17 protein-coding genes are annotated in these 22,952 nt (G+C 44.5%); 5 read left to right on the top strand and 12 right to left on the bottom strand.

The window, feature by feature from the left end; all coding sequences use genetic code 11:
- Positions 1–39 precede the first annotated feature (39 nt).
- The 4 genes from E5358_RS13190 to E5358_RS13175 all read right to left on the bottom strand — a co-directional run bounded on the left by E5358_RS13190 (position 40) and on the right by E5358_RS13175 (position 5,093).
- The gene (locus tag E5358_RS13190) at positions 40–1,401 is read right to left on the bottom strand and encodes a glycosyltransferase family protein (RefSeq protein WP_135940645.1); all 1,362 of its coding nucleotides are present in this window, start codon (positions 1,399–1,401) and stop codon (positions 40–42) included.
- A 225-nt stretch (positions 1,402–1,626) separates the two neighbouring features.
- Positions 1,627–3,069, bottom strand: a complete 1,443-nt coding sequence (locus E5358_RS13185; RefSeq protein ID WP_135940644.1) for a lipopolysaccharide biosynthesis protein — start codon at positions 3,067–3,069, stop codon at positions 1,627–1,629.
- A gap of 372 nt (positions 3,070–3,441) precedes the next feature.
- Positions 3,442–3,636, bottom strand: a complete 195-nt coding sequence (locus E5358_RS13180; RefSeq protein ID WP_135940643.1) for a hypothetical protein — start codon at positions 3,634–3,636, stop codon at positions 3,442–3,444.
- 5 nt (positions 3,637–3,641) lie between these two features.
- Positions 3,642–5,093, bottom strand: a complete 1,452-nt coding sequence (locus tag E5358_RS13175; protein WP_135940642.1) for a hypothetical protein — start codon at positions 5,091–5,093, stop codon at positions 3,642–3,644.
- Between the two features lie 842 nt (positions 5,094–5,935).
- On the opposite strand from E5358_RS13175, the gene E5358_RS13170 reads away from it, so the two are divergent.
- A complete protein-coding gene (locus E5358_RS13170; protein WP_135940641.1) occupies positions 5,936–6,625 on the top strand; it encodes a hypothetical protein in 690 nt (229 codons plus the stop codon).
- Positions 6,626–6,760: 135 nt separating this feature from the next.
- Here E5358_RS13170 and E5358_RS13165 read toward each other — a convergent pair whose 3' ends face one another.
- From E5358_RS13165 to E5358_RS13155, 3 genes are all read right to left on the bottom strand, one after another.
- On the bottom strand, positions 6,761–9,286 hold the full coding sequence (locus E5358_RS13165) for a GumC family protein (RefSeq protein ID WP_135940640.1): 2,526 nt from the start codon (positions 9,284–9,286) through the stop codon (positions 6,761–6,763).
- Between the two features lie 41 nt (positions 9,287–9,327).
- A complete protein-coding gene (locus E5358_RS13160; protein ID WP_135940639.1) occupies positions 9,328–10,113 on the bottom strand; it encodes a polysaccharide biosynthesis/export family protein in 786 nt (261 codons plus the stop codon).
- A gap of 86 nt (positions 10,114–10,199) precedes the next feature.
- Complete coding sequence (locus E5358_RS13155; protein WP_135940638.1) at positions 10,200–10,979, bottom strand: WecB/TagA/CpsF family glycosyltransferase; 780 nt, start codon at positions 10,977–10,979, stop codon at positions 10,200–10,202.
- Positions 10,980–11,171: 192 nt separating this feature from the next.
- Here E5358_RS13155 and recA point away from each other — a divergent pair, with 192 nt between their 5' ends.
- The 4 genes from recA to E5358_RS13135 all read left to right on the top strand — a co-directional run bounded on the left by recA (position 11,172) and on the right by E5358_RS13135 (position 16,659).
- A complete protein-coding gene (gene recA / locus E5358_RS13150) occupies positions 11,172–12,194 on the top strand; it encodes a recombinase RecA (protein WP_135940637.1) in 1,023 nt (340 codons plus the stop codon).
- Positions 12,195–13,123: 929 nt separating this feature from the next.
- Positions 13,124–14,053 carry a hypothetical protein gene (locus E5358_RS13145; protein WP_135940636.1) on the top strand — a complete coding sequence of 310 codons (930 nt, stop codon included), beginning with the start codon at positions 13,124–13,126 and terminating at the stop codon, positions 14,051–14,053.
- A 59-nt stretch (positions 14,054–14,112) separates the two neighbouring features.
- Positions 14,113–16,455 (top strand): hypothetical protein, encoded by a 2,343-nt coding sequence (locus E5358_RS13140; RefSeq protein WP_135940635.1) that lies wholly within the window; start codon positions 14,113–14,115, stop codon positions 16,453–16,455.
- A gap of 15 nt (positions 16,456–16,470) precedes the next feature.
- Positions 16,471–16,659 carry a hypothetical protein gene (locus tag E5358_RS13135; RefSeq protein WP_135940634.1) on the top strand — a complete coding sequence of 63 codons (189 nt, stop codon included), beginning with the start codon at positions 16,471–16,473 and terminating at the stop codon, positions 16,657–16,659.
- 139 nt (positions 16,660–16,798) lie between these two features.
- On the opposite strand, the gene E5358_RS13130 is transcribed toward E5358_RS13135, so the two are convergent.
- The 5 genes from E5358_RS13130 to E5358_RS13110 form a co-directional block, all read right to left on the bottom strand.
- Entirely contained in the window at positions 16,799–18,193 is a 1,395-nt protein-coding gene (locus E5358_RS13130; RefSeq protein WP_135940633.1) for an OmpP1/FadL family transporter, read from the bottom strand.
- Positions 18,194–18,336: 143 nt separating this feature from the next.
- Positions 18,337–19,206 (bottom strand): helix-turn-helix domain-containing protein, encoded by an 870-nt coding sequence (locus E5358_RS13125; RefSeq protein WP_135940632.1) that lies wholly within the window; start codon positions 19,204–19,206, stop codon positions 18,337–18,339.
- A gap of 347 nt (positions 19,207–19,553) precedes the next feature.
- Positions 19,554–21,068: a Fic family protein gene (locus tag E5358_RS13120; protein WP_135940631.1), complete on the bottom strand. Its 1,515-nt coding sequence runs from the start codon at positions 21,066–21,068 to the stop codon at positions 19,554–19,556.
- Positions 21,069–21,259: 191 nt separating this feature from the next.
- Positions 21,260–21,766, bottom strand: a complete 507-nt coding sequence (locus tag E5358_RS13115) for a PIN domain-containing protein (protein WP_123486544.1) — start codon at positions 21,764–21,766, stop codon at positions 21,260–21,262.
- 3 nt (positions 21,767–21,769) lie between these two features.
- Entirely contained in the window at positions 21,770–22,828 is a 1,059-nt protein-coding gene (locus tag E5358_RS13110) for a helix-turn-helix domain-containing protein (protein ID WP_123486543.1), read from the bottom strand.
- Between the last annotated feature and the right edge of the window lie 124 nt (positions 22,829–22,952).

The following is a 22,952-nucleotide window of genomic DNA, read 5'->3' as shown; positions in this document are numbered from 1 at the left end:
TGAGACTAAACGTTTTTTTTAGCAGTAGTTGCACATTCGTTAATATCTATCTCCGCTTGATAAAGTATTCATATCTCTTACTTTATAATAAATATTTCTCAGGAAATCCGAGACTCCAAGATAGATAAATGGCAATATGATAATACTATACCTGCTCATGGTCACAATAATAACAGTTGCCGTCATTGATAGGATAACAGGAAGCACAATATACTGTGTTTCTTTCTTTCGCCAAGTATGACACACCCAACCTATAAAAAAAAGCATATATATATAATAGATATTTCGTATTAAAACCAAATATTTCACATATATTTGTGGAAATGCGAAATAACTTGACTTTATATGTTTCGGTTTTGTTGAATATGTCAAATAATATGGCTTAAATAAGTTCTTTATCTTATATGGGATTTGAGCCACATACAATTCAGGATTATTGATAATCCAATTCATAGCTCTGCATTTATATATACTATCATATTGATAGTAAGTGTATTTATTTGTCTGTCTGTAAAAATACACATCTTCTGTTGCATATTTTAGTATATTTGTTACCCTTGAGCTATCAGTTGCCCCTTCAAGATACCCTAATCCACCTTTCTCTCTTGATGTCTCACTAAAGCCGCCCTCTATATTTTCTGAATCTGCTATCATTATTAAATTAACGCCACCTGTTGTTGATTTATATATGTAGTCCGGGAAATTAATATGTGTGACAAATGCAATCATAACAGAAACAGAGATTATTCCGAATATATATGAAAAAGCATAACTTATTTTTTTATTATAGAATACCAAAAGTAGGACAGCAGGTATCATCCAGGCTAAAGCAAGAGGTCTGATCCAGTTAGCAACAGCAATAATCCCCCCTGCAATCAGAATAGTATACACATTTTTACATTTCCATACAAGGTAAAACGAAAGTAATATCAGGAATACAAATGGAGGTTCAGTAAACAAGTGATTCGACATCGTGAAAAATGTCGGTAGCAACATATATAAATAACATGCCAGATAACCAACATTCTTATTTTCAAAAATACTACGTCCTGTAAGATATAAGATTAATATAATACCTGAATCAAATGCGACATTAACCAATGGAAGCCAATTTACCCCCCCCAATAATTTTATACCCAAAATAATAAAATTAACCCACCCTGGGGCAAATATATACTCATCATGATAGTTTGAGTAATCAGGGTACATTGTGCCATGCTTTACACATTCCTCTGCATAATAGACATACCAACCGGGGTCAGAAACCAATATCTCGTCAGCATATTTTACCACATATAGTATTTCCAAAATAACATAAAGGAAAACTATGCTAAAAAATACACGCTTGGTAAATATTATCCCTTTGACTGTCTTCAAAAAATCAATTAGATTTGGAACCATCTCTTCTGCTGTTTATTATCCAATAATTCTGAAATACATAATAACTAATATCACTTCATACATTTCAATTGGAGATTCTTGTAAAGTGACCTGCCTATCTATAAAAACTGTGCAATATTATGTCCAATTACAACTAATAGAATCGCGACTCCATTCACGGAAGCTATCTATACAAAATATGTTCCAGTCGACTCCATTTTTTGATAGTAAATAGGTTATCTAACACTATCTTTTTCTGACAAGTGAAAGTAAATCATGTAATTCCTGAAACTTGAATATATATGCTATACCTATATAAAAAACACTCCCTATGATGCTTCCTACTATAAGTTGCGCAAAGGTATCTCCTATAAACGAATTTACTATAAACACAATTCCACACATAGTTGAAGCAAGAAAAATAGATGGCAATATCTCTTTATACTGTTGAAATACTCCAAACTTTGTTACTTTACCTGCATAATATGCCATCCATGAAACAGCAAGAAATCCACGAAATATGCCCACTGCTGTAATGAAATTTATACCAAAAGGAAGACATGGTATAAGTATACAAACATTTATAATTTTAACACCTATATTACCTTTCAATACAAGTTCTGATTTTCCTACTGCATTAAACAGTGCCATGTTAAGAGACTGTAGTGGCCAAATAACAGCAGCTATGGCTACCATTTGAAGAATGAATACACAATCTATCCATTTGTCTGTTATGAAGAAAACGACCAAAGGTTTTGCCAAAGCAACCAGCAGTAAATTGATTGGAGCCTGTACAAATATCACCAACCTAAGGAATTTTCTGAAATAATTATCAAGTTGTTCTTTGTCATTTTGCACACGACTAAAAATAGGAAACATCAGTGGTCCGATAATTCCACACAATTGGTTATGCGGCAAAGTCGCATAACCGGTTCCTCTGTTCAATATGCCCAAATCTCGTGGGCTATGCACTTTCCCTACAAATACAGGAAGAATATTTTCATACACGATATTAATAATACCTGAAGCCAACAACTTACTTCCATAGCCCCAAAGATATGTGAAAGAAGCCTTTGACCATTTGCCTTTAGGACGCCAGTCTGACTTCATCCAGACAATGGCAAGCGTCAGCAGACTTCCTGCAATACTTTGAAAGACAAGTGCCCAAACACCAAAACCAAGGAAAGCCAATCCGATGCCGACAGCACCAGTTGTAAATTTAGTGGATACAGAAATCAGAGCAGGGGTCCTAAAGTCAAGTTTCCTTGAAAAAAGTGCAAAGTGAACTGATTGCAATGGACCGAACAAAAGTCCCAAAGCTATGACTTTCAAGACATCACTTAATACCGGAGTATTATAGAAATCTGCAATAATCGGAGAGAAGAGAAACAATAGCGCATAGAAGAAAATGCCGACACCAATATTGAAATAGAACGCTGTCGTCAAGTCATCCTCTGTCAATTTTTCCTTACGTACCAGTGCTGAGCTAAATCCACTATCAATGAAACACTGTGCTATCGCAAGAAATATTGTCGGCAACGCTATGACTCCATAGTCTTCAGGAGACAATAAGCGTGCTAATACAATTCCTATAGCAAACTGTGCTCCTTGATTGGTTATATTCGAAAATGTATTCCAAAATACACCTTTTTTAGCTTTTTGTTTTATATTTTGACTACTATCTGCCATTGCTATGAAAAACAATGATGAATATTGTTACAGAACAAATTATATCTATTTAGCATATATGTGCGCATTTCTCCATGTCATCCACACAATTTCCTAAGCCCCTTTGGTGTTTATTTTATTTTTCACACGAGATTCCAACAAAACAAATCACCAAAAGCTTTCATATATAGTTTGTTAATACCTGAACATTAGTCGCCAACCCAAGAAAGACTCTAATGACAAATTGCACAAATATTTACACAGAATACAGCTAAATGACATAAAAAGCATCATTTCACTGCATCCACCGAGACCTAATACCATAATGCGACTCACTGTGGAATAGGATAACAGAACTGTAAATAACCGTACACCATAATACAATGGCAAACATCATTCCTCGATTTCTTCCAGATGAAAACCGTCAAAATCGAAAAAGCCTTCTTTTGCATCTCCTTCTACACCGGGAGTTGATTCTGTCGGAATATTCATTCCTGTATTTGGGTTATCACTGCCTGCAAGAAGGTGATTGCCATCGCATTCGATGGACATAACAGTTATGGTGGGAGGGGTATATTTCTTTTTCATGATTTCTATTGTCCGTATGAGCATGGAGGCATATTTACATATTTCCTGCCGTTTCTTATCAGTATGCCTTTGGCTGCCGGTGTGACACGCTGCCCGGTAAGATTGTAAACTGCGGGCAGGGATGTGCGTGAAGCACTGTACACATTTTCGATGCCTGTAGGAGTGCCATCCAAATTGAAACTGACGCGCTTGGCTTCTACTGAGTGTGTTGGCGATGTGGATATTTCGTCGATTTTCAGATAGGCACGGTTTGCGGCAAGGGAACTGTTGTCGCCACAAAGGACAAGGCGGTTGCCTGAGAGAACTACGATATTGTCACGCTCATTGATGCTTATTTTCTCAAACGTGCCATGGAGACCATTCTTGGTTCCTGCCTCTGCTACAGGTTCTCCGGAATATTTCGCAACAATCTCTGTTGCGTCATCATTTGCGAAAAAGATGTATGGCATGCCTGCTTCAAGGCGATTCACCTCTGAGAAATAGAGTTTTCCGTTTGCCACATGGTCTGTCTCATAGCATCGTGCGCCTGAAAAGTCACCGGGCTCAACAGCATAACGCAAGCAAATTGTCCCTACTCTTCCGGGAATAACTTCACGAGTATAAGCCTGAGTTTCAGAGTCACTCTCGTAATAAACCGTGATTAAAATTAATTGAGAGTTCATCCCTACCGTAAGCGGAAATTCCTGCACAGGTTCTTCCTGTTCCCAAATCAAAACATTATTTTCATCATAAACCAGCTTACTCCCCAAACTTACCTGCGGACTTGAATCTTTATGCCCTTTGGCATATTCAATTTCCACCTTTGATATTAAGTTTGTTGTCGTGCTTTTTATGGTTATAACATTGCCTTTATAAAGAGAAACACTTTGGTTATTTATATAAAATCTCGGAGTACTCTTGTTATTACCTTTCTCAAATACAGCGTCAAACGACATTCCGGAATATGTTCCGATAATTTTGTCACCAGACGCCCTGTAATACACATCTGTAAAGTCCACAGTCTCACTTTCCATAGGTATAGGAGAGAAACTGTTGTGTTCTACAAGATAGTTTTCATATTCAAGTGACCCTGTATTGTCCAAATTGGCAACGGCTTCACCCAATTTCCCAGACACTATGACATTGTCTTTTACTCCAACCTCTGAAATATCCGTCCATTTCTCATTGTCTGCACCTTTATAGTTGCGCAGTAACCGTAGCTGTTTGGATTTCCTTTTTCCATCATCCGAGATGTCATAAGTAATCCAACCATCCGCTGCAACATTACCACTGACAATCTGACTCACAATCCCTTTCACATAAGCCTCCTGCCCTGTGTGCCCTTTCTCTATCATTTCCACTGCTTCAGCGACAGTATAGACGGGAGTGTCGGATGTTCCTTGTGCAGATGCGCAAACAAACGGCACGAGTGCAAAAACAAAGGAAATGATGAAGGCTTTCAAAATTGTATAGAACATAAAAGAAGTGTGGCAAATGGTAAGAAAAAACTGTCTTTGGGCATCACGTATCTGTATTTCTCAGGGACACCCCTTTATCAGCGCAGAGACCGATTCGGCAGTTGCATAAGAGACAAATCTTACACGAAAACCCCAATATAGGGGGGGGGAGCAAAAGGAACATTTATGTGTGACAATGTCTCCTTCAACATGATAATTACCAAATAGCACACAATCAAAAACCACAATATATCGTATGCCTCAATGAATAATCATTGCAAAGGTACTAAAAAAAAAGTTAACTACGAAAGTGTTTCTCCATTTTTCTCAATACAAGTGCAAAAAAACATGCAAATAAGTTGTTCCGCAAGTCAGGACACTCGTTTGCATTACAGTTTTCCTGAGTAAAACTGCAAGAATGCTGCGGTTGGGATTATGCCGAAAAAGGGTGACACATTGTCGTGCGAAAGGTATCCCTTGGCTTGGTAAAAGGTGACATTTTGCACGGTAATGTGTCACCTTTTGTTTATACTCCATTACTGCCTGATTTTCAAAGCTATACATTTTCTTTTGACTTGTAACAGGCAGGGGATTTGGAAACTGTTCATAATCTGCCCTTATGTCAAACGCTTGTATAATCGGGAGAATAAGTAAAATATCCATAAATTCTAAGCCGGTGATGACATTATTATATGTTTTTTCATTAACTTTGCATAAGAAAAGCGGCACCTCAGCAATTTAGAACAAGTTCTATTGCGTTCGGTTTGCATTTTCTTTGCAACATAAAACCACAATTGGTGTCTGCAACCATATAAAAAAAACACCTTTCAAAAACACAACACCTCACAGAAGAGAGAGCAGATATGGAAAATATCACAGACAAAGAGGAAAAGCGCAAGCTCGCCAAATTCCAAAAGGAGACCATGGACGGCTTCCTTTCGCCGGACTTCTGTCAGCAAGACGGAAGCCAGTGGTATGTGATGCGAGTCACTTACGGACGTGCGGACAAAGCTGTAGCGCACATCAACAGTTGCGCATTGGAAGACAAGAAAAACAGAGAAAATGAAAGTGCCCCATATTTCGCCTACACGCCTCATGAGACAAAATTTGTTTTCAAAAATGGCAAAAGGACGAAACAGTATGTGGCATGCGTCCCCGGATTCATATTCTTCTATGGCAGCGAGCAAGACGCCTTCCTGTTCACCCACCGTTCAACAGATACGCGAGCACAGCCTTTCATGAATTTCGCTTATGACCATACTACAAAAAACTCATCGGGGACAGACACCATCATGACTATTCCTTGCCATGAGATGCTTAATTTCATGCGCCTTGCGGAGATTGAGACAACAAAAGCCTACTCTGTCTCCGCCGAAGAGTGCCATTTCCGCAAAGGAGGCAAGGTGCGCATCATCCATGGTGCATTCGAGGGGATTGTGGGACGGGTGGCAAGAGTGCATTCCCAGACGCGTGTCGTAGTAACATTGGAGGGCATCGTCTCCTATGCTACAGCATATATCCCTGCAGCGTTCATGGTGCCGGCTGAGGAATGATTCTTGGAAATAATCCAGCCAGTTTGGAATATCTGCCAGTTTTTATCAAACAACTTTTCGCAAACAATAAAATACAATGCGGAACCGCCTGTAACAAGGTTTGTTCCGCATTGTATTTTATTGTTTGTAAATTCATTATTTATCACCGTTGGCATAATGGTCTGAATATGCCGTACCGTAACCATAGCCACCATAGCCATAGCCATAGCCGTAGCCATAGCGGTAACCATAACGTCGGTAGCCATAGCGGGAATTTGCCGTCAGAGTACCATTAAGGATGATTCCAAGGTTGTTGAACTTCTGCTCATTGTAATATTCCTCAATAACATGCAGGCAGTCCAGCTCCATCAGACCGACACGGATGACAAAGAGTGTCATGTCAGCATATTTCGCTATGATTGATGTGTCAGCGACAATCTCCACCGGAGGGCAGTCGAAGAAGACATAGTCAAACTCTTCACGCAACTCCTTTATGAGTTCCCCGAAACGGTCATAAGCAAGAATTTCCGCCGGGTTAGGGGGAAGAGTGCCGACAGGAAGGACATACAGATAGTCCGAGTTTTCTGCTTTCACAAGGATGTCACGCCAATCCTTCACTGCGCCATTTATATAATCAGATATACCTTTTGACGGCTTTCCCACATAAGAGGAGAGGTTTCTTCGGCGAAGGTCAAGGTCGAGCGCGACAACCTTCTTTCGCTTCAACGACATGCAGAGTGCAAGGTTGTACGACACGAATGTCTTTCCCGAACCCGGATTCATGGAGGTAGACATGATAACCTTCGTGTCAGACTTCTTGCCTATCACAAACTCCACATTGGTGCGAAGGACACGGAACGCCTCATTGATGACATTGCGCGAGCCGGATTCCACAACTATACGGTTGATATGTTCCTCCTTCACATCCATGCGTGAGTTCTTCCTATAGAAACGTTTCATCCAGTGCCACATCCACAGCAGATTGACGGTGTCCAGCATTTTCTCCCACAAGGACGGTGTTTTGCTTTCATCGAAATCAATGTGCGGAAGTTCGCCAATGAATGGTGTCGTGAGCTTCTCAATGTCCTTTCTGCCACGCACTTTGCTGTTCGACCACTCACGGATGACGATGAACAGGAATGGGACGAGAATGCCTATACTGAATGCCAGAAGAAGTACATTTCTGACATTCGGGAAAGACTGCTGGCTTGAGCCACCGGCAGGTTGCAGGATACGGGTGTTGTATGCGGCAAATGCCTGGTTCAGTTCGTTCTGCTCGCGTGTCTGCAGGAGATATGTGTACAGCTGTTCCTTTATCTTAAGGCGGCGTTCGATGTCACCATACAGCTTCTTCTTCCCCGGAGTGGCATCAATACGCGCATTGTTTTTCTCCGTTGTCCTGTTCAGCAGCCCGATTTGCGTGTTCAGCGTCCCTATATGGTTTTCCACGGTGACAAGTATGCCATGGCGGAGAACGCTGAGCTGCTTGTCAAGGTCAGAGACAAGAGGGTTTGCTTCCGACGATGCAGAGATAAGGTTTGCGCGCTGGAGCACGAGAGCATTGTATTGGTTGACCTGTTGTGCCAGTGCCGGATTATTGATTCCCGCGCTAAGCGGCAGTGTCTGCGTTATGTCCGCCTTGCCGTTTATATAGTCACGGAAATACTTTGCCAGAGTCAGTTCGTTGTCCATCGTCACTCCCTCAGCCTCATACTGTGCAGAGCGTGCCATGAACGATGCGCCCTCATCAGTATAGTCAAGAGTGCGGTTAGCCACCTGGTAGGATGTCATTTCATTCTCCACATCACCAAGCTCCACCTCTATAGCCTGAAGTCGCTCATCGATAAATTTCTTTGTGGCCACAACAATCAGGTTGCGGTTCTCCACCCACTTTTCGTTATATACGGCAATCAATGTGTTGAGCGCATCATCCGCACGCTCTATGTTCACGTCTGAGAAAGACAAGTCAATCACAGAAGACTCGTCATTGGTGTTTGCCACTTCCAAGCCTGCAAGGAAGCGTCCGGTCGCCCGATTGACAGTTGTCTTTGTCACAGTGATTTCATCATCGGTGCGCGCCTTGAAAGCCATTGTTGGCTTTATGGTTATATATCCGAACGGCATCTTGACAGAGCGGTTCAGCTGCACCTCCAACTCTTTTTCCTTGCCGTCATCATCATAGATGACGATTGCCGTGTTCTTATCCTTCACACGTACATTGAACTGCAAGTCGTCAAGGGCTTCCCTGTTGGAGAACTGCACTTCGATAGGCAGACTTGAGCCATAAAGAGCAGTATTGCGCAAACGTCCGCGTATCTCATAACCCACATCCAGGTGCAGCCTGTTGACGACCTTTGCCATCAATGACGGCTGGCGCAGGGCTATCATCTCATTGTTGAGGGACACCGAAGTCTGTGAGCGCGCTCCACGGTATTTGCTGAAAACGTTGTCCAGTTCACGTCCGCTGGCATCCTCCTTGACAATGATGGATGTGGAACGGGTAAAGATCGGCGAAGTGACACGAAGATACAGTGCTGCGGCAATCATTGTGACAGCAAGGCACAAGGCAAACCAGTACCAGTTGCTCATGCAAAGCCCGAATATATCAACAAGATTCAACGTATTGTTATCCTCTTGCTGCTTCAGCAACTGTTTCTGCCGTGCGGTAAGTTTCTTTTCCATATTTTATTTTCACTAAAGGTAGGTTCTGTAAAAATCATGCATCAAAGCACTCCGGAGATGGACAATATCGTCAGTACAAGGCTGAAAGCTCCGGTCCAAAAGCCCCAGCTTTGGAACAGGTTGCCATTGACGGTAGAGTTTCTCTTTGTTTTGTCGTTCGGCTCTATATAGACGATGTCATTCTGATGGACATAGTATGCAGGAGAGTCATAGACGTTCTTCATCATTGTCATGTCCAGTTCGTACTGGCTGCGCACACCGTCCTCCTCACGGATGACAAGGATGTTCTTGCGAAGGGCATCGATGTCCAAATCCCCCACTTCACCGAGAAGTTCGAAGAATGTCATGTTGTCCCTCTCTATGTTGACACGCCTGCCGCCGCCTTGTCCGAGGACTGTCACATAAAGTCCCGTATACTCCACCTTGACAATGGCATCATCCACCAGTTTTGTGGTGCGGAGCACCTTTGTAAGGGAGTCGGTCAGTTCCTGGCGGTTCATTCCTGCCGCCTGTATTTTGCCGAGCACAGGGAAATCGACCTTGCCATTACTGTCGATAAGGTATCCATATTTGTTCCCATTCTGTGAACCCTGCATACTGTTGTCATTGATGTTGAACTGCTTGGTCAAATCCTCATTGCGCGACTTGACATATATGCTGACGCGGTCACCGGGACGCAACTTGAAAGGGATGGACTTATAAGCTGCCACAGCTTCTGAGGTACCCGGTCTCTTGTCCTGAAAATATGCTATGTCCTTTGGCGTGGAGCATGACCACATGCCGACAGCAACGAGAATAATGGCAAATGCCTTTACTATATTGTTCATTGTTCTTATTAATATGTATATTCTTGATTAATTTCGCGCACCCTTCCTTCCAGCAACAACGCTGCAATCGCTTTTGCCTGAACCATCTATAGGGGGGGGGTGGGAATTGTCTTTTCCCGATTTCCCGGAAGCAGCCTCTCACGGAGCATTGCCATGACAAACCTTGTGTTGCCTATTATATAGCGGCGCCACATCCTGCGCGGGTCGGAACAAAGGCGGTGCAGCCATTCCAAGCCGAACTTCTGCATCACCAGTGGAGCACGCTTGCTTGTGCCTGCATAGAAATCAAAGACGGCTCCAATGGTGCAGACATTGCAGTTTATGTCCAGCATCCTCCAATGCCTGCTTACCCATTTCTCTTGTTTCGGTGCCGTCATTCCTATCAGGAGCAAGTCAGGATTGGCATTGTTGACAGCCGCGACCATGCGTGCGCTGTCCTCTTCCGAGAACTCTTCCCTGAACGGCGGGCTGTAAGTGATGACGTCAAGCCCGGGATATTCTCTTGCCACCCTTTCGCGGATAGCGGAAAGGACATGTTCCGAGGAGCCCATGAACATCACTGTCTTGCGCTTCCCTTCATTTTCTTTTGCGGAAGAGTGCAGCTTCTCCATCTCATACATGAACACATCCCACCCCGGCACGCGCTGCTGAGGAGGATTAGGATTGCCGACAAAGCATGTCGCCATTACTATGCTGACACCGTCCGGCACCAAATAATCGCCACCCATAAGCGCCTCTGCAAACTCTTCATCTTTCTGTGCGCAGACATAGGAATATGCGTTTATGGTATTAATCAGTATCTTTCCTGAGGGAATCTCTCTCAAATCAGACCTGCGGCTAACAAGATTAAGTTCTCTTAATTTCATTTTTTAACGTGCAGTCACAAATAAATACATCTGCAAAAATACACATTTTTCATGAGCCCACCAAATAATCGGCACTAAAAAGGCAAACTTATTGCATTTTAACACAATTTTCTGTCATAAGATTTGGAATAAGCATTAATTTTCGTAACTTTGCAAAAGAAGAAAGAAAAACCAAAACATCACACAACAAATATGGCAAAGAAAGAAACAGAAGAGTTGGCTAACGACCCTAAGGCAGCAAAGTTACAGGCGTTGAAAGCCGCCATGGCTAAGATAGAAAAAGATTTCGGAAAAGGCTCTATCATGAAGCTCGGGGAGCAGCAGGTCGAGAAGGTGGATGTCATCCCGACCGGTTCGTTGAGCCTTGACATCGCCCTCGGCGTAGGCGGCTATCCAAAGGGGCGCATCATAGAGATTTACGGACCGGAGTCGTCCGGTAAGACAACACTTGCCATCCATGCCATTGCGGAAGCGCAGAAGCAGGGTGGCATGGCGGCAATCATCGATGCGGAGCATGCCTTTGACCGCTTCTATGCCGCCAACCTTGGTGTCGATGTGGACAATCTGCTCATCTCCCAGCCTGACAACGGCGAGCAGGCCTTGCAGATAGCCGACCAGCTCATCTCCTCCGCTGCCGTGGACATCGTGGTCATCGACTCTGTGGCGGCACTGACCCCGAAAGCGGAAATAGAGGGCGACATGGGCGACAACAAGGTGGGCTTGCAGGCACGACTGATGTCACAGGCTCTCCGCAAGCTGACTTCCACAATCTCAAAGACAAACACAACCTGCATCTTCATCAACCAGTTGCGTGAGAAAATCGGCGTGATGTTCGGCAACCCTGAGACAACCACCGGCGGTAACGCGCTGAAATTCTATGCCAGCGTACGCCTTGACATCCGTCCCTCCACGGCAATCAAGGACGGCGACGAGGTGCTCGGCAAGCTCACAAAGGTAAAGGTCGTCAAGAACAAGGTGGCTCCTCCTTTCCGCAAGGCTGAGTTCGAGATACTTTTCGGACAGGGAATCTCCAAGATTGGCGAGATTCTTGACATCGCTGTCGACAAGAACATCATCAAGAAGTCCGGCTCGTGGTTCAGCTATGAGGAGACAAGACTTGCGCAAGGACGCGATGCTGTGAAGCAGCTCCTTCTCGACAATCCTGAACTTTGCGAGGAAATCGAGGCAAAAGTGCGGGCTGCACTTTCTGAATAAGAAGTTAACATAGCCCATTCCTATTGAGACAATACAATACATTAATGTAGGCAAATGCAAATCATTAGCATTTGCCTACATTTTTCATTTGCAGTTATCTTGTTTTGCTATAGTAGGCTGAAGCAGCAATAACAATCAGCCAAGTATGCAATGGCAGCCAACACACAAGACAAGCCCCGCATCCGGCATAGACAACGTCTTACTTAATCACCACTTTCTTTGAACCATTTGACGACCGGAAAACGTATAATCAAACAAAATTGATTTGCGAAAACACTCATTGTCTTATTGTCAACATTTCCATGCAAAATGTGGCGGAGCCACAACCCTTACGGTAACTGCGGGCTTCAGCCCTGCAGACAGTAAAGAAACTCTCTTATACTGTGTGGTGGAACCACATTCCTTTACAGCTAAGACAGATGGCACGAACCTCAACAATCCACTTTCATACACTTGTGCGAAGATGAATCATAAAGGAGTGTGGCGCTGCCACACGTTATGTATGGACTATTCACTACTTGTGTCTGCCCGATTTTTTATAGAATCAGTAATATGCACATGCAGTGTTAATATATATGTAAACTGTATCATTCTCCGTTAAACTGTATTAATAAACCGGGGGGGGGTAGTTAAGCAGTTGTAAAATTGCTACCTTTGCATGAATTTTAATTTTGCATTTGTTTTTATTATAATGTATGGGAATTTAAGGGATAGGATATTAATCGGATTACGGTAGGATACAAAAAGAATAATTAAGTTTAAGCGAGTATGAATTTTAAGTTTGCGAAGATTTGCATGTTTCTTGCCATTTTAATGGCATGGGGAACTGCATGGGGACAAGAAAATGTCCCCAAAGAGTCTGTGCCTGCCGCACGGCAAAGGAAGTCCTGACGCCTGCCAACCGCAGGACATTGGTAGGCAAAGATTGTATGCTGAACAAAATCTATGGCGGTAAGGTTGATGTCATAAGTGGCATTAAGGATGTCGGAGCTCTTTGTGATACTGATTTGGAGAACTGCATGTCTTTTGAAAGTGCGGTTACTGCATCAATTGGTGCAAACCCTGTCCTGTCTGTCAGAGACGTTAGTCATCATTACAAAAATACTTATGCAGGCTTTCGTGTGTCAGATGCCACTGCAGCCATAGGATTGGATTTGGCAGCGGCAGATGGTTATTACATCCAGTTTTATTGCGAGGGCGAAAAAGTAGGAGAGCCTGTGAAAGCCACGAAAGGTGTATCTTCTTTTACAACATTGAGTTTGGGTGTTAGTGAAAATGTGGTGAACAATACTTTCACAGATTTCTATGCAATGTCTCCGGCAGATGAGGAATTTGATGAAATCGGTTTCTTTGTAGTTGTCGGAGGAGTAGGTGCAAATATCCTTTATCAGAAATTCAATGTGCAGTATGCGTATGTCGGACAGACTAATGAATTTAACCTTGTCAACGATGATTCTGCAAACAACTTGAAGGATTATGCAACTTATCTCAAGAATAACTGCAACATTGAGACAAACCCGGAAAAATGGGTGGCTAAAGGAACTGTAATTACACCGTTGGGGGCTACTACTAATAAACCGGATTTGGTATTGGCAAATGGCAGTAAGGTTGTTCCGTTGTCAGGTAATGAGTATAATGTCTCTGTTAAATCAGATAATGGGGAGTGCTTCATTCCTGACGGCACTGAAGTTGGTTTCGTTTACGACCAGGTGAAGGTCGTTGGTTTGGAGCTTGGTACATCTGTTTCATTTGTGCTTTATCCTAAAGATTATACAAAAGATCCTGTGACATTGAAAGTCTCTACGGATACCTTAGCCTTAGCCTGCTATCTGTTGGCAAGGGACTCAAATCATCTGTAATAGCACCGTTTGATTGTTCAAGTTTATCTTATAAAATTGGCGGTATACAAGTGCCTGATATGGGTCTGCATTATGCTTTCGCCCGTATAGCACCTGATGTTTCTGACAAACATCATTGTCCAATCAACGCTACTTTGGATGTGGAGGCAAGCGAGTGTGACGACAATGTTGTTTTGCGTGCGAGCATGCCTGTGACATGGGAGTGTGTGTCTGCTCCAAGTGATGAGGCTAAGAATCAACTAACCATTAGCAATGTGGCTGATAATGACGGTGTTGTTGAGGTCACAGGGTTCACTATCCATAGGCAGTATGTCTTCCGTGCTACTGCTGAAGATGGTTGCCATGAGGAGACAACCGTCAATTTCGGTACGGCAAAACCATACAATCCTAATCCACAGGAGAATGGTGAGATTTATCTCGTCAATACAGACGCCATGCCGGACTACAAGCTTTCAGACAAGATGGGTGGCGGCATCATATTGGGTCCTTCCACTACTGATAATCCGGACAGGATACTTACAGCAAAGCTGTCAGACTATGCTACTTTGGGTGCAGGAGTGGATCTTGCTGCAAATGCGGGAATAATCGGTGTGAGAACAACCAATCAAAACAGGAACCTTGCGGACGGCTTTAATGGAAAGTTCCGTGTCGGCTTCGTTGTCTCTTCGGGCGTTAATGTGTTGGATGCCGATGCCTTGAAGTTTATGAACATAATGCTGCTCAATGATGGCGTTGAAGTACACCGGGCTGTTGTCAAGCAGGAGAATGCTGTCGATGCCTCGCTCATTGGTACAGACAATGAGCAGAAATATCGTATAACGATAGAGGTGGACCAACCAGACATCAATTTTGACGAGGTTGTGCTGTTCAGTTCCGGTGTGTTGTCTGCGCGCTTGTCTGCACTAAAGATATATCATGTCTTCGTAGAGTCAACAGAGTATTCTCAGTCACAAGACCCATATTATGGCTCTACCGTTGTGTCCACCACTTCAACAGGTGCAAGTTATGATTGGAGTCAGAGCGGAGAGTTCAAACTTGTTTCTATAAGCAGCGGAACTCTCGGATGGTCAGCCCTCATTGATGACGACCTTAATACATGCGTTGAATTGCCAACAGGTGTGAATGTGGCAGGCGCACAGTTGCTTGCCGTGAATGTGGGCAGGACTGCCAGTCCGCGCCAGCAGCTTACTGTTGTCATGGGCGAGCTTGACATTGCAAGACTTCTCGGTGCTAATGTCACTGATGTGATAAAGGCGGAGACATATTTGGACGGCGTTCTCCAGGAGGAGATAAACTCATGGCATGTTCTTGGTGCCAATGTGCTTAAGATAAAGGAGAACCACAACTATATGTCGTTCACTCCGAACGTGCCATTCAATCAGATTGTCCTGAAATTCGGCTCCGGTGCGTCTGTGCTCGAAAACCAAAAGATATACGGTCTTGTCATAAGGGATGATTCCAATAATGACGGTATTCCTGATATTATCGACCCGCATCCATATCCATGTGATGTGACACCGGAGCTTGTGCTTGATGAGAATTACGACTTGGATAAAGATGGAAAACAATATAGCAAGGCTAATCTTTATTTCCAGCGCAAGTTTGTCGCTGACAAGTGGAACTCACTGATTATGCCTGTTGATTTGACTGCAGAACAGTTTGCCCAGGCTTTCGGTGCGGATGCGAAGCTCTCGGAGATAGAAAAGATTGCCGGCAAGACTGATGGGAACGGAAATGTTGTCATCAGGTTCAAGGATGCCAATCCGCATCTAAACGGACTGAAAAAGAATGTGCCTTACATCATAAACATTTCGGGAAAAGAAATCGACAAGAAGCTGAATATGTACACTTCCGGAGATGCGCTCATCAACGGAAACAACCATGCTGTGGCAGCAGATGATCCCAAACACACGCCTTCCGAGACTTTCACGGGTACAATCTTTGTGGTGACTTCCGGTGGTGTGGACTATAATACCGGTGATGGGTACAAGGATTATACCGGTATAGTCTCTGTTGGTGTAGCTAATGATGGTAATGTCCCGGAAGAGATTATCAAGACCCCGATAGTGTTCAAAGGCAGCTTTGCCAGCAAGCAGTTGCTGAAGGCGGGTGACTACATCTTCAACAATGGCGACATGTACCACCTTACAAAAGACACCCACTGGATGCGTGGTTACCGTTGTTGGTTCACTTCCGCCGATGACGGGAAGCCTCTGCCTACGAAGATGACATTCTCTCTTGTGGACGATATGGGCAATGTCACGGCGATTGACAGCATTGACGGCGAGGATGTCTCTACGGACGCTGCAGTCTACAACATCAATGGTCAGAAGGTCAATGGCGATGCAATGCTGCACCGTGGCATATATATAAAGAATGGAAAGAAATTTGTGGTAAAATAATAAATGCAGGAAATAATGAAGAAAAAGTATATAGCTCCAAAGATAGAAATCATCGAGATGGACGAGTGCACGCTTTTGTCATCAAGCCTCAAATGGAAGCCCGGTGACGGCAGTGGGGATTTTGATGTGAAAGACGAGGATGACGACCTCGGCGATGAGATTACGGGCGCCAAGGACAACGTAATATGGGATGATGAGTTTTAATACGGTTTTATAGTGTGCAGGAATAGTTATTCCTGAATGTAGGGTGTACCATATTTCAACGTGGTACACCCTTGTCTTATCCCCATCTCCCGGCAATGCCGGTCTGCATGACGATTGAAGGATTATGTGTCGGATGATGTCAGAAATCCATGTTCACTCCTATGGCGAACACAGCATTCGTGCGCTCGTAAACGTCCTTCTTCGCAAGTTCCATTCCGGCGGCGTTGACTGTTGTCTCCACAGTTTTGTCCTTGTAGAAATTGTGCATATAACCAAGGTCCACGCTGATTTTCTCCGAAGCCTTTAGCCTTACTCCAATGGCAAGCATATTGCTGCTACAGTTGAAGCTCATGTCCTGCATGTATTCGACCGAGAGTCCATAACTTGTGTTCTGCCATCCGCCACTGACAGTAAGCCATTTCGTGGCGTCCCATTCCGCCCCAAGGAGAAATTCCACTGTGCCGTGATCTATGAGTTCTTCCTCGTTGTTGTATTTCACGGTATTGCAGTCATCATAGAAATGGAAGCCACCGTTGATGCGCACGGTACTGATTGGGGAATATTGCGCTCCAAAGGTTATGGTTGTCGGAATGTCATCGCGTATCTTCTCGTTCTTCCTGTCATTGAACTTGTCAAGGGTCGGCTGCGAGCGTGCAAAGTCATTCATGGTGGAATTGTTCTTCAAAGCCATCTTTGTGCGGAACTCATACTTCGCAGCTATGTTCCAATGGTCATTTATGCGCCAATCGATTCCGACGACCGGAGTCCACCCTATGCAGCTTTGGTCTGTCGTCATGTCAATCTCTCCTGTGCCTGACGGGTCGCCCATGGCTTGCATTATGGGGCTAAGGTATGCCTGCGGCAGTTTCGTACCGTCAGCAGCGTGCAGCGCGATGTCCTTGACATATCCGGTATAAGTCGCCGTTCCGATTATGGCGCGCAGTCCGGCTGAGACGGCAAGGCGGTCATTTATTTTGTATCCGGCTCCCATTTGTATACCGAGATAGTACTGCCTGCCCTTCATGAAAGAGTTGAGGGAATAGGCCTTTGCCGGTATTTTGTTCATTTGTGCCACAGAGGGCAAGAGCGAGAAAATGCTTTCAATGCTTCCAATGCCGTTGTCAAACTCGCATTTTCCTCCTCCGCCGGAGAATGCGAATGATGCCATTGCCGTCCAACGCTCCCATACATAAGCAGCCTGAAAGCTGGGAACTATTGGCGCAGACGCCTTTCCGTGGAACTTGTGTGTACTCTCCCCAAGATGGTTGATGTTCTGTGCGAGAGTGGGGAATGTCGTGGTGATGTTGCGCTCCTGTTCGGGATGCTGCAAGGTAAACCCGAGGTGGAACCCGAGTGACATGAAGGATATGCCGGCAGGGTTTGTGTACACGCCGTCAATGTCTATCACGGCATCGCGTGCAGGGTTGCGAAGGAATGATGCACTCTGGTTTGAGTTTGTCACAAGTCCTCCGGCAAGGACATTGGATGCTGTGAGAAAGCACAGCGAGAGGAAGACTGTTTGTTTCTTGAACATACTTTTTCAGATGATGATAATGCTGTTTTTGTTGCGGGTGCAAAATTAGCCTTTATTATCTCCATGTCCAAAAAACTGCTATAAAATCACTTGTTTGGAGTTGCATTTCGCCTAAAATATGCTATCGCATGGATAAGAATGTTCTATCCTATAAGCCCGTTTCTGTACTCCTGCGGCGCGAATCCGATGTTCTTCTTGAACAGGCGGATGAAATAGGACGTGTCCCGGAATCCGACGGCTCTGCCTATCTCCTGCACGCTTTTGTCAGTGCTCAGCAGGAGAGTCTGTGCATGCTGTATCTTTTTCTTTATAACATACTGCAGCGGCGTGACACCCATGCCTTGACGGAAAGTCCTCACAAGGTGGGATTCCGTGAGGCATGCCCTGTCGGCAAGGTCCTTAACGGTTATTGCCTCACTGATATGTTCCATGACATAGCCAAGCAGCCGTCCTATCCTCTCGTCCTTAACGATGAGGCGCGCCTCGGCATGCTTGACGAAATAGGACATCAGGATTTCGACAAAACCATGCAGCTGCATCTTCTCATAGTCCGCCATCTTCATGTACGCCTTTATGTACGAATGGTATGACGGGTGCTTGTCAAACGCTTCTGCGGTAATGGTCGGCAGATTAAGCTGCGGATAGAGGTTGCAGTAGTTCTCAAACAACAGTTCGGTGGCGTGGTTGCCTTGCACTGTCGTTGGGAAAGTATAGGTGTCGAACATGTCCGCCGTGTTTCTGTTGCTGACAAGGAAAAACAGGTAATAGAACTCAAAACCCGGGTCGCAGTCGTAGGAGTGCGGCATATAGTTAGGCACCATATAGATGTTTCCTGCCACAGCCTCCAAGTCCTTTTCCGGAAGATGCAGCACGGCACGCCCTTTCCTTACGTAGTATATGCGCAGGAAAGGTGATGAGATGTCGCGATTTTCCCATTGGTGGATTGTCCTTGCAAACCCGAAATTGAGCACGACGAAATCGGAAATATTTATTTCTGCATTGGGCGTTGTCATAGTGTCTTGAAAGAGATTAGGTGTGGAAAGTTACATAAAAGCCGACATTCTGTATGGCGAGAAAGGGTTACTTATTTAAAAAGCAGACTCAGGAATATTCCCAAATCTGCTTTTCGTGGAGCTGGGGAAACTTGAACCTTACGCTCCAAATGTACACATATCAACGAGTTGCAATTGGTTAACATTCGTGTGTAGCGAATTTGCAACCTAAATTTCTATATCCTCACGCAGCCGCTCGCCACGTGACCCAAAGGGATTCTAAGGGTATTGCAAAGTTAATGCTTTTTCCACTGATATTCAAGTCCGAGGGTTCATTTTAGAAAATTTTATGACCGGTTGTTAAAATATTATGGCCTCGCAACGAGACCGGAAATCAGTCTGGTGAAATCCGATATGTCGCCCCGGACGCTTGCATTTTCAAGAGCGGACATATATTCCCGACGTTTCTCTAACGGTACAACAGTCCATGGATAGCCCCCCGAGGCAAGCATGGCGTTAAGGATAAAGCGTCCCATACGTCCGTTCCCATCCATGTAGGGATGTATGAATACAAACATAAAATGCCCCAGCACGGCTCTTACTCTCGAATCAGGCTCCTCACTTATCAGTCGGAACAATTCCGGCATGGCGTCCGACACAGCGCGGGGATTAAGAGGAATGTGCTGTGAACCTCGAATATAGACCTGATTTGTGCGATACCCGATGAGGTCTGACGCTGTAAGAATACCGGCGGTGACAAACGGCATCCACATCTGGCGATACCATCGGGAATGATCTTCTTCCAAAACGCCGCCCGCATTTTGTCCCGCAAGTATCTTTCTGACCGACTCCTTTACCGACTGAAATGCCTGATAATAGCCACGCGCCACAAGTGCGCTCTTTTGTTCCTTGTCGTCACTGTCCGGTTTCCAATTGCCCGATCTAACCTTTTCGATAAGTTCTCTCGATACCTGATAGCCCTCTATGGAAAGAGAGTGATAGGCGTCTTCAAGATATTTTTCATCCACATGTTCGAGATACGATTCTATGTCGGCGACCGCTTCAGGAGTTTGCGGAAAATTTTCCAATACCTGTTCCCTCATTGTCGCCCACATCATTCTTATACGTGCCGCGTATGGCGATTTGGCATATATGGCTGTCGTGTCTGTCTCGGCAGAAAATGGGTTGTACTCAGAGACAGCATATCCAAAATCTCTCATCGTCAACAGTATCTCATCTGCAATAGCCCCTTTGCCGACACTCCGAAGCGCACCGATAATGCGTCCGGCTCTTGTCGTGGCTCCTTTATCAGTCAGAATCTTCAACAATTCGCTTGCGTTGTCGATCATCGACAGGCATATCCGTGCAGACATGGGGTCATTGGAATAATATGATGGGGAAGCGTATACTAATGCGGATTCAAGGCTATAGAGACGCAACCCATATATGGGGTCTACGACAATATTTTGTGTAAGTTCCGATTTAAGCGGAAGCAGGGTGTGGCCGTATGGAAGACTGACTATGTTATTGCTTGCTTTTGGAGATTTAAGAATCAACTGGCCCGGAACAGTGGTCTTGCCGGAATGGAAATCAAGTGAAGAATCGGCAGACAGACTCCAGTCAGAGCCGAAACGTGAATCGGCGTAGGCACGCACAAAATGCCAATATGACGTGTACCACACGGTGGTGTCGCCCTCGCTTCCCGGTCGTGAAGGAATATACCATCCCTTCATCACTTCCTGAAGCCATCCGTTTGCCAACAGACGGTTCAAATGGGTACGCGAAATGGCCTCCGTACCGCGCAGGATTAAATTTGGTTCTTTATCCTGAAGCTGCCGAAGCACCTCCAGCGAATCAGCCAGCAATTCTTGAATAGTCGCCATATTGTCACATCTTATTAGTCTTTGTTCAATGAGAGTTTCTCGTATTTATTAACGGATGATTGCTCGTATTTGTTGTTGCAGAGATACTCGTATTTGCTGCAAAGGTAATCATAATTGCCGAATTAACAAAATCTTATTCGGTTCATTATCGTATCTTCCCGTTTATCATATCAAGCTCTTATTTTGTAATCTCAATTGTTTCTCCAACGGTTGATACGATCCCGGATTTCAGCCTTCGGTAGTCGGGCGTTGATGGCGAATAATTCTTCAAGTCGGTCTGCCGCCATTGATGTCGATATGATGTCATGCCTGACCAACTCATCGAATATGAAGAGGATGCCATGCACCTCGATTGACTGTTCTTCTGCATAGCGTCTAAGCCGTCGGTCGCCCGTCAACATTGGTACGTTATGCTTTCTTGCGAAATAGCATACCGAGCAATCGGGTATGGAGAGATTGCCGGAAACTGACGAGTGTTCCTCAACAATTTCAATCACTTCATCAGCAGTGAATCCATCGACGGATATTTCCCCTCGGGCAACAAGTTCATCAAAAATTCTTCGCTGGTCGGCATCTGCAATTTCCGCCACCACTAAATCCACAGTGTGAATTTCGTATGGCAGCCTGCACATTTCTTCCAATAGACCTACCGAATGGAGGTCAATGAAGATATTTGTATCGTTGACTAATATCTTCATCGTTTATACAAGCTGGAGTTGTGATCTCACTCTGTCAACAGAGGTGTTGAGAAGCGATGCCGCCTTCGACAGCGAGATAATCTCATCGGCAACCGCGCGATATACCATCCTCACAAATCGGCCTGACGTCTCCGAGATAAAAAGCGATTTCTCGACTATCGCGTTGAAATCCGGGAAGAGCTTTTTCTTTTTAAGGTATCCCTCATATCTTCTTCCGGTTATCACTCCGAGTTCTTTCAGCGACAACATGATGGTATCTATCGAAGCACCATACTGTTTCTGAATATCGCATAATTCAGCCAATGAGATGTCATGGCGAGTATTGCCGAGGCGTCCTTTCAGCACCGATGACGGCACCAGCATTTCCGAGGCAAACACATTGCACAGACGTTCAATCTCTTTTACATCGTATCCTGCGGGAAGCCCGATAATAAGATGTCCGAGTTCGTGGAGCAGCGTAAAACGCTTCTCCTCCGAAGGCAGATTCCTGTTTACGACAATTACAGGTATATTGTCGTTGGCATAGCCGCTGAGACCTCCGAATGACTTGTTTTCGGAGATCTCGATAATCTTTATGCCGTTATCTTCAAATACCTCTATCACGTTTGAAATGCCGTCATGCCCGAGTCCGAGCATAGATCGCACCTCACCGGCATATCTCCTCACATCGTCAGCATTCTCCACATCTCTTTTTTCAAGGGTGTAATCAGTTCTGATTCCGCATAATTCCTCGATTTCGAGGTATCTTTCCAATTCCTCCCTGACTTTTTCGCGTATTGATGAGACTGCACGTTCCGATACTCCGGTCTTCTTGTTGAACATTATCTTGTCAACGGCGACGGTAAACGGACGGAAGAAATAATCCGGTTTCACTCCCAACGCCATACTGAAGGCTATCAGCATCCGGCTGTCTGGCATGGTCAGTCCCTTCTCGTACTTGTTTATGGCCTGACGGGTCACGGCGGGCTGAACTTCTTTCCCAAGTTCATCCATCGTAAGCCCTTTGATAAGGCGGGCTTGATTTAGCCGACGCCCGAATATGTTGTTTGAGTCTTTAGTCATATTGCAGAATCTTTTCAGTTGACAAAGTTACAAAATGAACTTGTTCAAACTAATTTATATTCGTTAATTATTCGCTAAAATACAAAAAATACAGCGTATTTTCCAAAAGGTTTATTATATTATT

It is taken from the genome of Palleniella muris, assembly GCF_004792655.1.
Classification (GTDB): Bacteria; Bacteroidota; Bacteroidia; order Bacteroidales; family Bacteroidaceae; genus Prevotella; species Prevotella muris_A.
The sequence above is the reverse complement of the archived record's forward strand: the minus strand, read 5'-3'. Positions and strand labels throughout refer to the sequence as shown.